Genomic DNA, 12,623 nt, shown 5'->3' with positions numbered 1-12,623 from the left:
CATGCGTCATCGTTTTCTGATAGTTCTAATCGGGCAACCCTTGCCAACTCTGTTTCCTGCTGGTTCTAAAAAGCTTTTAGTTTAACGCCAATCAACTTTCTGCGAGGCACTTATCACCCCAAGATCGCAAGGCGGGGCGGAGTATGACGAAGCCAATCTGCAGTCGCTCTGCATGTCATGCCATAGCGCAAAGACGCGGAATGAAGAGCGGGCGGGGGCGGGGTAAATCTCTGCATTCCTTCCCTCTTTCAGCGTGCCCAAGTCTTGTATTCGCGAATTTTGAATTAAATAGAAAAAACCCACTTAATACAGATATTGTTGAATTAATTTGAATTTTAAATCACTGGAAAAACTACCATGAATGAAACAGAAAGAAAAAGATTACTCCACAATGCCTATATTGCTGGCCGGGATGCAATAGTTGATTCATTGGGGAATAACTTAAATGATGACTTACTGGCTGATGTCATCATGCTTATGGCTTATCAAGTGCTCTCTCAGGGTGGAAAGTCAGAATTTGAACGCGCTGCCCATAACACAGCGGTGTTCTGTGAGCAGCTTTTGCTTATAGTCGAATCAACCCAGTTAGAGGTATTGCGGCCAACTACAGGAGGGCAGGCGCGTGGGCATCATTAAAACTCTGTTTCGCAAGCTGGCAATTTGGGTATTCATGCAAACAACAAGGCCGCGTGATATTGAGAAAAAGTTAAAATCAATTGGGTATGCCAATAGTCAGGCCAAGCCAGCGACAAATGATTTTCTCGGTATTTTATGGTTGATGTTGAACGAGTAATATTGATTAATAATTAATATGTGATGTTATAATAATATTAGCTTCTAACCCTGCGAGGCTAACCCCTTTAAAGATGCGGGCAAAACGGAAGTCAGGCGCAAGCCGAGGTTGAAACCCTGCGACGTGAAGAGCGTTTAAAGATGCGGGCAAAATGAAAGCCTTTGAAATATTATCCATTTACTTTCAAAGGAAAAATCTTATGTTTACAAGTTACATTAAATCCCATGCATGGGGTTTGTTAGCCGTTCTAGGTGCATTTATTGCCTCTTGGGCTGGCTGGAATATAGGTCACGAAGGCATTTTTTTAGCTGGTCTTGGGACTGTCTCGCTGGGTGACATCAACGATCTGCTTGAAAAACAAGGTCAGCATTTCGAGGATTTTGTAAAACGAAACGACCAGAAGATCAAATCACTGGAGAAGGATGTGATCGACATCCTGATAAAAGCCAACCGGCCAAATGTAGGCGGCGGCTCCAGGTTATCAGGCGAGCTGTACGACAGCAAAGCCAGCATGGCCGATTTTATCCGCTCACGCGGCGAAATTAAGGCGATGTCATCCGGCAGCGGGCCGGATGGCGGTTGGACGGTCTATCCGTTCCTGGCCGACGGCATCGGCACAATTGTTCGCAATAATTCGGCGCTGCGTAGCCTGGTTAATTTTGTCGAACTGGAAACAGGCGACAGCTACGAAGAATTGGTATCGGCTTCTGCGGTTGGGGCGTCATGGGTGGGCGAGACTACGAGCCGTCCGGTGACCAATACGCCCAACTTGAAAAAAATCACCACGCCATTGCTTGAGTTGTACGCCATGCCGACGTTAAGCCAGCGTTTAGCCGACGACAGCAGCACCGCAATGGTTGATTTCCTGGTTAACGAGTGCGGTTTGTCGTTCGCTGAGGCCGAGGAAGACGCCTTGTTTAATGGTGATGGCGTCATTGCGCCCAAGGGCTTGTTAAGCTACACCACAGCGGCTACCGCTGATGTAAGCCGCGCATGGGGCCAATTGGAACACGTGGTTTCCGGGGTTTCCGGGGATTTTCCAACCGAAACCAATGGGCCTTTAGACCCGATTAAAACGCTGTTTTACAAGCTCAAGGCCGGGTATCGCTCGCGGGCAAGCTGGGTCATGAATAGCGCCACAGCGGCGGCCATTTCGAAAGAGAAAGACCAAAATAGCCAATATTTGTGGAATGATGCGGTTGCCGCTGGCGATCCGCCCACACTTATGGGCCGGCCGGTTATTATCTCGGAAGCGGCGCCGGCCATTGCGGCGGATAGCAAATCTATCTGGTTCGGTGATTGGGCGACAGGTATACGGGCCGTCGAACGACCCGGAAACAAAGTGTTACTCGATCCTTTCACGGATAAGCCGAATTTACGCGTCTACGTCTACAAGCGCACAGGCTGGAGTATTCGTGACTCCAATGCGATCAAGTGTTTGAAGTTTTCTACCTAATTTCACGCGTGTCGTGATTTTCATGACCAGCCGCGTCTTCTAGATGCGGCTGGCGGGTTAGTCGTGAGTGCCGAAAAAACCACGACCGCCGGCAGAAGGATCAATTGTCAGCATTTAAAAACTCACGTTGGGCCTCTTACATGATCTAATCATGTTGCCTTCGTGGCCGGCTTCCTTTCCAACAACATAGGTTTGATTATGACACCTTGGGCAAGAGCGGGCTTCATGTCTTATGGACATTACTGGCTCACGCGAAAAAACCAAATCCAGAACCGGCGTTAAGCCGGTTTTTTTGTGCCTGGCGCATTGACGCGGGGCCGTGAGCGGATTATTGTCTGGATATGATCCGAAGGAGCCTCATATGACGACCCATTATCAAGACATCATCACCCTGGAACCCGGTAAAAGAGGCGGTAAGCCCTGCATCAGAGGCTTGCGGATTACCGTTTACGATGTGCTGTCATGGTTGGCTGCAGGTATGACGCAAGCCGAAATCCTGGATGATTTTCCGGAACTGACGTCTGACGACATCAGCGCCTGTTTATGTTTCGCGGCCGATCGGGAGCATAACCTAGCCAGCGTCCGGGCCTTATGAAATTGCTGCTGGATGAAAACCTGTCGCGACGAATCGTACCCTTTATTCTGGACCGCTATCCCGGTTCAACCCAAGTGGCTTTGCTCGGGCTGGAGCAAGCGAACGATAAAAGTATCCGCCAATACGCGATAGATCACGATTATGTGATTGTGACTCAGGACGCCGATTTTTACGAACTCAGCTTGATTTACGGGCAGCCGCCTAAAATCGTCTGGCTGAAAGTGGGCAATCAAACCAAAGCCGCCATGATTAAAACCCTACTGGATAATCAGCCCATCATCGAGCAGGCCTTGTTTGCCGACGATAAGACCTGTATCGAAATTTATTAAGTATTTGCAATATTGATGAAATATTAGAACCCTGCCTGGCGATCAGCTTGTTACCAACGGGTCGTAAACCTATGGGTCAAATTACCTCAAAAATCCTTAATTGGCTGGCAATGTTGACCAGTTTTTCCGGAATCCCGAAGGTCGTTGTGCCCTGAAAAATCTCTAAAAGTTCATTTTTTGCCCCAAAACGACCATAAGGAAAACAACCCGTTGGTCAATTTTCCTAAAAATTTGGCGGCACTTTGGGTGTGGTCATGGCACTTAACCCTCGGGCATAGACGCGACTAGAGCACAACCTAGGGCACTCGGATTTTTAGTTTTGCGCTTCGAAACACGTTGAAAAAACAAAAAAAGTGTTATACAATGCTGTTCTTAGGATGTATCAGCGCGTAACGGCGTGTAACATTGAGGGCAGGGCGAACTCATAACCCGAAGGTCGTAGGTTCAAATCCAGCCCCCGCTACCACTTACACGGAAGCCCCATTATGGGGTTTTTTATTTTCCGGGCCCCGGTTTTGTGGTTGCAGCATTTGGTTGTTAATGATAAGAGCCTCGGGCTCTTTTTTTTTGTGCGGTGAAAAAGCGAGGAACAATGAAGCAGGCCCCCGAACATTTGGTTGCCTTGATCGAGCCGGTCGTGGAAGGCTTGGGTTATGAATGTGTCGGCATTGAATATCACCCGCATCCGCGTCATGGTTTGTTGAGAATCTATATCGACAGCGACAACGGTATCCTGGTCGACGACTGCTCGAAGGTGAGCCACCAGATTAGCGGCGTGCTCGATGTCGAAGATCCGATTTCTGACAATTATCAGTTGGAAGTGTCTTCGCCTGGGGCGGACCGGCCGTTTTTCAAGATCAGTCAGTTTGAACGCTTCCAGGGCAGCACCGTGCAAGTCAATCTATTCAAGGCGATCGGCGGACGTAAACGGATCACCGGTCGGATCGAAAAAGTCGAAGAAGAGATCATTACATTGACCGAAAATGGCCAAAGTTTCGATGTGCCGTTTTCGGCGATCAGTAAGGCGCGTCTGGTGCCGGACTATTTAATCGAAAAAGGAGTACGCAGTGGCAAATAAAGAGATTTTGTTGGTCGTGGATGTTTTTTCCAACGAGAAAGCCATCGAAAAAGAGGTTGTCTTCCAGGCGATTGAATCGGCATTGGAAATGGCGACGGTCAAGCGCTATCCCAATCCGATCAAGGCCCGCGTCGAGATCGATAGAAAGACCGGCGATTATAAGACTTATCGGCTGTGGGACGTAGTTGCGCCGAATAGCGAAATCAACGGCGATGTCGAGTTTCCGAGTACGCAGATTTTGCTTGACGTGGCGAAGCTCGACAATCCGAATGCCCAGGTCGGTGATGTGGCTCAGGAGGAGATCGAATCGGTTGACTTCGGCCGTATCGCGGCGCAGACTGCAAAACAGGTGATCATCCATAAAGTTCGCGAAGCGGAACGTAAAAAAATCGTCGACGCCTATAAAAGCCGGGTCGGCGAATTGGTTACCGGCGTCGTCAAGCGGATTGAAAAAGGGATGGAGAAGGGCGTTGAAAAGGGCAGCGTCTATCTGGATCTCGGTGGCCATGTCGAAGCTTATATTTCACGAGAAGACATGATTCCGCGCGAAGCGGTTCGCGTCGGCGACCGTATTCGTGGTTATTTGAAGGATGTGCGCTCCGAGCCTCGCGGTCCGCAGTTGTTTGTTAGTCGCACCGCGCCGGAATTATTGATTGCGCTGTTTCGCCTGGAAGTGCCCGAAGTCGGCGAAGGTATGATCTCGCTGATGGGTGCGGCGCGTGATCCGGGGTCGCGTGCGAAAATCGCGGTCAAGAGCAACGATCCACGCCTCGATCCGGTCGGCGCTTGCGTCGGGATGCGCGGGTCGCGCGTACAGTCGGTTTCGAATGAATTGGCCGGCGAACGCGTCGATATCATTCTTTGGAATCCGAACGAAGCGCAGTATGTAATCAATGCGATGTCTCCGGCCGAAATTCAGTCGATCGTGGTCGATGAAGACAAACATTCAATGGATCTGGCGGTAAGCACCGACAATCTGTCGCAGGCGATCGGCCGTGGCGGCCAGAACGTGCGTTTGGCGAGCCAATTGACCGGCTGGGAGCTGAACGTGATCGATGCATCGAAAGCCGAAGCGAATAACGAAGCGGAAGCGATTAAGATCAAGGATATGTTCGTGAAGGAACTCGACGTCGATGACGATATAGCGATGACTCTGGTCGAAGTCGGCTTCAATACGATCGAGGAGATTGCTTATGTGCCGGTCAGCGAAATGCTCGAAATCGAAGGCTTTGACGAAGATTTGGTGAACGAGTTACGCAGCCGCGCGAAAGACTCGTTGTTGATCAGCGCGATCGCGGCCGAGGAAAAAATAGAAACTAACGAGCCTGCCCAGGATCTTTTAGAGATGGAGGGTATGGACAAGGATCTGGCTTATGAATTGGCAAGCCGCGGTATAATCACGATGGACGATCTGGCTGAACAGTCGATAGACGACTTGCTGAGCTTACCCGAGATGGACGAAGATCGAGCGGCAAAGTTGATTATGAAGGCGCGGGAGCCCTGGTTTTCTGAAGAAAAAGGCGAGTAAGGCGGGAGTAGGCGATGAGCGATCAAACAGTACGGCAATTGGCCGAGGTAGTCAGAATACCTCTGGAAAGATTATTGGAACAGTTGAAGGAAGCGGGTTTATCGGCCAATACGCCGGACGACGTGATCAGCGAAGATGAAAAAATGCGGCTTCTGACGCATTTGCGCAAACGCCACGGCAAGGATGAAGGCGAGTCAAAAACCGCGCCCCGCCGCGTGACGCTGGAGCGGCGCAAGGTAATCGAAATCAAACAGGCGAGCGTGCCGGGCACTGCGACCAAAACGATCAGTGTCGAAGTTCGCAAAAAGAAAACCTATATCAACAAGCGCGATCTTTCTGAAACCGCTGAAACAAAGACGACTGCACCACCGCAACCGGTGCCTGAAGAACAGCCGGTCGTGAAAACGGTTGAGCCGGCCATGGTTCTTGAGCAACAAGAAAAGCCGATTGAAGCGGTCAAGGTGGCCGAACCGGTGTTGGAAGCGACCGTTCCGGCGTCTGAACCGGTTGTAAAGCCTGTGGAAGAGTACGAGCTGGAAGAAGCCGTGCCAGTTGCCGAGCACTTGGAAGAGACGATTCTTGAGCTGGCTCCGGTAGCTCGATTAGAGGCAGTCAAAGCTAAGGAAGTCAAAAAAGTCAAAAATGAAAAAGCCGGCAAACCCAAGGAAGTCGTCGAAGTCAAAAAGAAGATGACCGAAAAGGAGCAGCGAGTCGAGGAATCGATCAATCGCACCGCCGAAAAAGTCCGGCAGCAGGCCCAGCAGAAGCAGGAAACGCTGCATCGCAAAAAACAGCGCGATGACAGTCCGTTTACCGAAGGCCGGGACGCACCGCGCCGGCCGAAGAAAAAAGGTAAGGCGCCGCAGCAGCAGCGTTCGGGTGCGCAGGTTGAAGGCAAGCATCAGTTCGAAATGCCGTCCGCGCCGATGGTGAAGGAGGTCACGATCCCCGAAACGATTTTGGTTTCCGATCTGGCCCAAAAAATGAGCGTGAAGGTCGCGCTGGTCATCAAGCAATTGATGAAACTCGGCATGATGGCGACGATCAACCAGAGCATCGATCAGGAAACCGCGGCGATTTTAGTCGAGGAAATGGGGCACAAAGCGATCATGCAGAGCGACGACGATCTCGAAAGAGAAATGCTCGCCGAGGCAGCGCAAGCGGAAGAAGTCTTTCCTGAGCTGCCGCGCGCGCCGATTGTCACTATCATGGGGCATGTCGATCACGGTAAAACCTCGCTGCTCGATTATATTCGAAAAACACGGGTCGCGGCCGGCGAAGCGGGCGGTATTACCCAGCATATCGGCGCGTACCAAGTCAAAACCGACCATGGTTCGGTCACCTTTCTCGATACGCCGGGCCATGCCGCGTTTACCGCGATGCGGGCTCGCGGCGCGGATCTGACCGACGTGGTGATCGTCGTGGTCGCGGCCGATGACGGCGTGATGCCGCAAACCAAGGAAGCGGTCGAACACGCCCGCGCCGCGAATGTGCCGATCATCGTCGCGATTAACAAAATCGACAAGCCGGATGCGAACCCCGATAAGGTGATGCAGGAATTGTCGGTGATCAACGTTTTGGCCGAAGAGTGGGGCGGCGACGTGCAGTTCCTGAAAATTTCGGCGAAGACCGGCGAGGGCATCGACGATTTGATCGAAGCCTTGATCGTACAAACCGAAATTCTCGAACTGAAAGCGCCGGTCGAAGGCCCGGCTTCAGGTATCGTGATTGAGTCCCGCCTGGACAAAGGCCGCGGCGCGGTCGCCACCATACTGGTGCAAAAAGGCACGCTCGAAAGCGGCCAGATGGTGCTTTGCGGCCAGGAGTTCGGCCGGGTACGGGCGATGTTCAACGAAAACGGCAAGGCGATCAAGGAAGCAGGCCCCTCGGTTCCGGTCGAAATCCTCGGCTTGTCGGGTACGCCGAACGCGGGCGACGAGTTCCTTGTCGTACAAAACGAACGGATTGCCAAAGATCTTGCTAAGCACCGGGAAGAACGCAAGCGGACCACCCGTCATGCCGCGCAGCAGGCTTCCAAGCTGGACGAAGTATTCTCCAGAATGACCGCCGGCGAGATCGCGAGCCTGAATCTGGTGATCAAGACCGACGTGCAGGGCAGTCTCGAGGCGCTACGCAGCGCCTTGGTCGATCTTTCGACATCGGAAGTCGAAGTCAAGGTGGTCTATGGCGGCGTCGGCGGCATCAACGAAGGCGACGCGAACCTGGCGCTGGCGTCCGGCGCGATCCTGATGGGCTTCAATGTACGCGCCGATGCGACCGCGCGCAAGCTGATCGAAGATAAAGGCATCGATCTGCATTATTACAGCGTCATTTATGAAGCGATCGATGAAGTCAAAAACTCGATCAGCGGCATGTTGGCGCCGGAAATCAAGGAGCAGATCGTAGGGCTTGCCGAAGTGCGCGATGTGTTCCGCTCGCCGAAATTCGGCGCGGTCGCCGGCTGTATGGTTATCGAGGGATTCGTCAAACGCAATCTGCCGATTCGCGTGCTGCGTGAAAACGTGGTGATCTATGAAGGCCAGCTCGAATCGCTGCGCCGCTTCAAGGATGATGTGACCGAAGTCAAGATGGGCATGGAGTGCGGTATCGGCGTCAAAAACTATAACGATGTCAGAGTCGGCGATCAGATCGAAGTCTTTGAACGGACCGAAGTCAAACGCGTATTGTAAATAGTCATGGCAAAAGAATTTGGACGCAGCGCCCGCGTGTCATCCGAAATGCAGAAGGAACTGTCGTTCATTCTGCAGCGGATCGTGAAAGACTCCAGGCTCGGTTTCGTCACGATCAATGAAGTCGATTTGACCAAGGATCTGGCGGTTGCGAAAATCTATTTCACAGTCTTAAACGCGGATACGGTTGGCAAGCGCAATCATGTCAAATGGTTGAACCAACTGGCGCCGGTGATCCGGCACGAACTCGCGAAGCGGATGCGGCTGCGTCATATTTCGGAACTGCGGTTTCTTTACGACGATTCGTTCGATACCGGCATGCGCGTCGCGGAACTGCTCAGCGATATCGACAAGACCGGCCAAGACGCAGATCAGGAATGAACAAACGTAATAACCGGCGCAACGTGCACGGCATCTTGTTGTTGGACAAACGGCTCGGGGTGTCTTCGAATCAGGCATTGCAGGAAGTCAAACGCTTGCTAAATGCGGCGAAAGCCGGCCATACCGGCAGCCTCGATCCGTTGGCGACAGGGCTATTGCCGTTGTGTTTCGGCGAGGCGACCAAGGTGTCGGGCATGATGCTCGATGACGACAAGCGCTATTGCGTCGTAATTCAACTCGGCGTGTTGACCGATACCGGCGATGCCGAAGGGCTGATACTCGAAACCAGGCCGGTACCCGAGATTACGCAATCGATGCTTGATGAATGCCTGCAACGCTTCACCGGCGAAATCGACCAGGTGCCGCCAATGTATTCGGCATTGAAACTGAACGGCAAGAAGCTGTACGAACTGGCTCGCGAAGGCAAGACGGTCGAACGCAAGCCCCGGCGTATCACCATTTACGCACTGGAGCAGCTCTCTTTGAAGGGCGACAGGCTGAAGCTGGAAGTGTTCTGTTCGAAAGGCACGTATATCCGCTCGCTCGCCGAAGACATCGGCGCGCATTTCGGTTGCGGCGCGACGGTCGCGGAACTTCGCCGCTTGCAGGCGGGTGTGTTCCATCTCGACAAGGCGTTGACGATCGAGCAAATACGCGCCATGGACGCGCAGCAACTCGATGCCTGTTTGCTCGAAGTCGATACGCCGTTGCAAACGATGCCTGCTGTCGAACTGCACGATCTCGATGCCGGCAAGATCAGGAACGGACAAACGGTCACGACCGAATTGTTCCCGCCAGGTCAGGTGCGCTTGTACCATGCCGGCGCGTTTTTAGGCTTGGGCGAAATGCGAATGGATGGTAAACTAGCGCCTTGCAGATTGTTCAATTTTAATTGAGGTGTAAGGCTCAGCTAGTAAGGTTTGGGAGAAAATACTGCTCTTAAATCGTGTGCCTTCACCCTGTACCCATCTTCTACCCCCTATCGTGGAAATGGGTGTGTTACCGGCCCTTATCAGGGCTTTTTTTAATTATCTAACTATCCATAGGGTTTAATAAAATGCCATTTACTGCGGAACAAAAGAAAAAAATCGTTGAAGAATACCGTCTGTCCGAAACCGATACCGGTTCTCCGGAAGTGCAGGTCGCACTCCTGACCGCGCACATCCAGCACCTGACGCCGCATTTCGCCGCGCACAAAAAAGACAACCACTCGCGCCGTGGTCTGTTGCGGATGGTCAATCAACGCCGCAAACTGCTCGATTATCTAAAAAATAAGGACGGCGACCGCTACCGCACGCTGATCGAACGTCTTGGCTTGCGCAAATAAAACCAGACAGCAAACGGCGCCGGTTCGGCGCCGTTTGCATTTCAGCGTTACCTCAGTTTTAACTTAAACAACATCTACGCAAAGGAACCTAATAGTGAATCCTATCAGGAAAGAATTTCAGTACGGCGATCGCACTGTGACGTTGGAAACCGGTGAAGTCGCACGCCAGGCTCATGGCGCCGTGATCATCGATGTCGAAGGCACCTCGCTGTTGGTGACCGTCGTTAGCAAAAAAGACACAGGCGGCAACGACTTTTTTCCGCTGACGGTAAATTATCAGGAAAAATCCTATGCAGCCGGCAAGATTCCCGGCGGATTTTTCAAGCGCGAAGGACGCCCTAGCGAACAGGAAACGTTGATTTCGCGCCTGATCGACCGCCCGATGCGTCCGCTGTTTCCGGAAGGCTACACCGACGAAGTTCAGATCATCGCGACGGTCATCTCGCTGAATCCGGAAGTCGATACCGAAATTCCGGCCTTGATCGGCGCTTCTGCGGCGCTCGCGGTTTCAGGGCTGCCCTTCAACGGACCTGTCGGCGCGGCGCGCGTGGGCTTCAAGGATGGCCAGTATTTGTTGAACCCGTCGCCGGTGGCGTTGAAAGAGTCGCGTCTGCAATTGGTCGTTGCCGGTACCGCCAATGCTGTGTTGATGGTCGAATCCGAAGCTGACTGCCTGACCGAAGATGAAATGCTCGGCGCGGTCTTGTTTGGTCACGATCAAATGCAGATCGCCATCAATGCGATAAATGAATTTGCCGCGGCGGCTGGCGCCGGCGTGGTCACATGGACCGCTCCCGATGCCGATGCCGAACTGGTCCGCTTGGTGACCGCCGAAGTGGAGGAAGACATCAAGGAAGCCTACCGGATTGCCGAAAAACTGGTCAGGCAGGACCGTCTGAAAGTGATCCGCACCGCGGTGGTCGAAAAGCTGACCGCTCTCGGCGAGTATACTGAAAAAGCGATTCGCCACATTATCGAAAATCTCGAATACAACATCGTCCGTCACGCGATCCTGAGCGAGAAGAGACGGATCGACGGCCGTGAACTCGATTCGGTTCGTCCGATCACGATCAGAACCGGTGTGCTGCCAAGAACGCACGGCTCGGCCTTGTTCACCCGTGGCGAAACACAGGCTTTGGTCGTCGCGACGCTGGGTACCCAGCGCGATGCGCAGATTATCGATGCGCTGACCGGCGAATACAAAGATCTGTTCATGCTGCACTACAACTTTCCACCGTTCAGCGTCGGCGAAACCGGCTTCGTCGGTTCTCCGAAGCGCCGAGAAATCGGCCACGGACGTCTGGCCAAGCGCGGTGTGTTGGCCGTTTTGCCGGTGATGGAAGAGTTTCCGTATGTGATCCGCGTCGTCTCCGAAATCACCGAATCGAACGGCTCCAGCTCGATGGCATCGGTGTGCGGCAGCAGCTTGGCGCTGATGGACGCCGGCGTGCCGATCAAAGCGCCGGTTGCAGGTATCGCGATGGGCCTGATCAAGGAGGGTGACGAGTTTGCGGTATTGTCCGACATCATGGGCGATGAAGATCATCTTGGCGACATGGATTTCAAGGTTGCGGGTACTTCAGACGGCATCACCGCACTGCAAATGGACATCAAGATCGACGGCATCACCGCCGAGATCATGAAGACCGCGCTCGCGCAAGCCAAGACAGGCCGTATCCACATTCTCGGCGAAATGAACAAGGTGTTGTCGACCGCGCGCGAACACATGTCCGATTATGCGCCGCGCATCATCACCTTCAAGATCGATCCAAGCAAGATTCGCGAAGTGATCGGCAAAGGCGGCGCGACGATCCGCGGCATCACCGAAATTACTGGCGCGAGCGTCGATCTTACCGACGACGGCGTCGTCAAGATCGCCTCGGTCGACAAGGCGGCTGGCGAAGAAGCGCGCCGTCTGATCGAAGAGATCACCGCCGAAGTCGAAGTCGGCAAGATCTACGAAGGCAAAGTCGTCCGCTTGATGGACTTCGGAGCGTTCGTGACGATCCTGCCGGGCAAGGATGGTTTGGTGCACATCTCGCAAATCTCGAACGAGCATGTCGATAAAGTCAGCGACAAACTGAACGAGGGCGATTTGGTCCGCGTCAAGGTGCTCGAGATCGACCGTCAGGGACGCGTCAGGCTGAGCATGAAGGAAGCTGAGAAAGAAGACTAATCTACTTTGGGTTGCGTCTATTTTAAAAAGGGCCGTAAGGCCCTTTTTTTTGTGCTATGTCTGGATTTTATCCCGCAATGAGGTCTATAATTACTAGGTGTCACAATTTTGAATCTTTTTTAATTAATATCTTTTTAATGTTCCCCAAGTAGAATTCGATTATAAGTCGTGTTTTTTGTATGCCACAGGTTTTACAGTCGGCTGCGGCTAGTTTTTTAGTTTTTATCGCGAAGCTTCATTGGCTGTTTTTCTCGTGTGGTAGCTGAGGCT

Annotated in this window: 12 protein-coding genes; all 12 read left to right on the top strand. The window is 52.7% G+C overall.

Going from position 1 to position 12,623, the window contains the following annotated elements:
- Positions 1 to 357: 357 nt before the first annotated feature.
- The 12 genes from U2W12_RS04930 (at position 358) to pnp (ending at position 12,353) form a co-directional block, all read left to right on the top strand.
- Positions 358 to 636: a hypothetical protein gene (locus U2W12_RS04930; protein ID WP_326499558.1), complete on the top strand. Its 279-nt coding sequence runs from the start codon at positions 358 to 360 to the stop codon at positions 634 to 636.
- The gene (locus U2W12_RS04925) at positions 623 to 793 is read left to right on the top strand and encodes a hypothetical protein (protein WP_326499557.1); all 171 of its coding nucleotides are present in this window, start codon (positions 623 to 625) and stop codon (positions 791 to 793) included. The genes U2W12_RS04930 and U2W12_RS04925 overlap by 14 nt, the downstream gene beginning before the upstream one ends.
- Positions 794 to 944: 151 nt before the next feature.
- Positions 945 to 2,249 carry a phage major capsid protein gene (locus U2W12_RS04920; protein ID WP_326499556.1) on the top strand — a complete coding sequence of 435 codons (1,305 nt, stop codon included), beginning with the start codon at positions 945 to 947 and terminating at the stop codon, positions 2,247 to 2,249.
- A 361-nt stretch (positions 2,250 to 2,610) separates the two neighbouring features.
- A complete protein-coding gene (locus U2W12_RS04915; RefSeq protein WP_326499555.1) occupies positions 2,611 to 2,844 on the top strand; it encodes a DUF433 domain-containing protein in 234 nt (77 codons plus the stop codon).
- Positions 2,841 to 3,173, top strand: coding sequence for a DUF5615 family PIN-like protein (locus tag U2W12_RS04910; protein ID WP_326499554.1), 333 nt, complete (start codon positions 2,841 to 2,843; stop codon positions 3,171 to 3,173). The genes U2W12_RS04915 and U2W12_RS04910 overlap by 4 nt, the downstream gene beginning before the upstream one ends.
- Positions 3,174 to 3,765: 592 nt before the next feature.
- Positions 3,766 to 4,251 carry a ribosome maturation factor RimP gene (gene rimP / locus U2W12_RS04905; protein ID WP_326499553.1) on the top strand — a complete coding sequence of 162 codons (486 nt, stop codon included), beginning with the start codon at positions 3,766 to 3,768 and terminating at the stop codon, positions 4,249 to 4,251.
- On the top strand, positions 4,241 to 5,779 hold the full coding sequence (gene nusA, locus U2W12_RS04900; RefSeq protein ID WP_326499552.1) for a transcription termination factor NusA: 1,539 nt from the start codon (positions 4,241 to 4,243) through the stop codon (positions 5,777 to 5,779). The genes rimP and nusA overlap by 11 nt, the downstream gene beginning before the upstream one ends.
- A 14-nt stretch (positions 5,780 to 5,793) precedes the next feature.
- A complete protein-coding gene (gene infB, locus U2W12_RS04895) occupies positions 5,794 to 8,469 on the top strand; it encodes a translation initiation factor IF-2 (RefSeq protein WP_326499551.1) in 2,676 nt (891 codons plus the stop codon).
- 6 nt (positions 8,470 to 8,475) lie between these two features.
- Positions 8,476 to 8,850 (top strand): 30S ribosome-binding factor RbfA, encoded by a 375-nt coding sequence (rbfA, locus tag U2W12_RS04890; protein WP_326499550.1) that lies wholly within the window; start codon positions 8,476 to 8,478, stop codon positions 8,848 to 8,850.
- Complete coding sequence (gene truB / locus U2W12_RS04885; RefSeq protein WP_326499549.1) at positions 8,847 to 9,746, top strand: tRNA pseudouridine(55) synthase TruB; 900 nt, start codon at positions 8,847 to 8,849, stop codon at positions 9,744 to 9,746. Before rbfA ends, truB begins: the two co-directional genes overlap by 4 nt.
- 161 nt (positions 9,747 to 9,907) lie before the next feature.
- Positions 9,908 to 10,177 (top strand): 30S ribosomal protein S15, encoded by a 270-nt coding sequence (rpsO, locus tag U2W12_RS04880; RefSeq protein ID WP_326499548.1) that lies wholly within the window; start codon positions 9,908 to 9,910, stop codon positions 10,175 to 10,177.
- Positions 10,178 to 10,268: 91 nt separating this feature from the next.
- The gene (gene pnp / locus U2W12_RS04875) at positions 10,269 to 12,353 is read left to right on the top strand and encodes a polyribonucleotide nucleotidyltransferase (RefSeq protein ID WP_348529886.1); all 2,085 of its coding nucleotides are present in this window, start codon (positions 10,269 to 10,271) and stop codon (positions 12,351 to 12,353) included.
- Positions 12,354 to 12,623: the final 270 nt, after the last annotated feature.

The sequence above is a fragment of the Methylomicrobium sp. Wu6 genome (assembly GCF_035916875.1).
GTDB lineage: Bacteria > Pseudomonadota > Gammaproteobacteria > Methylococcales > Methylomonadaceae > Methylomicrobium.
Note: the sequence above shows the minus strand (reverse complement) of the source record. Positions and strands in the feature narration are given on the sequence as shown.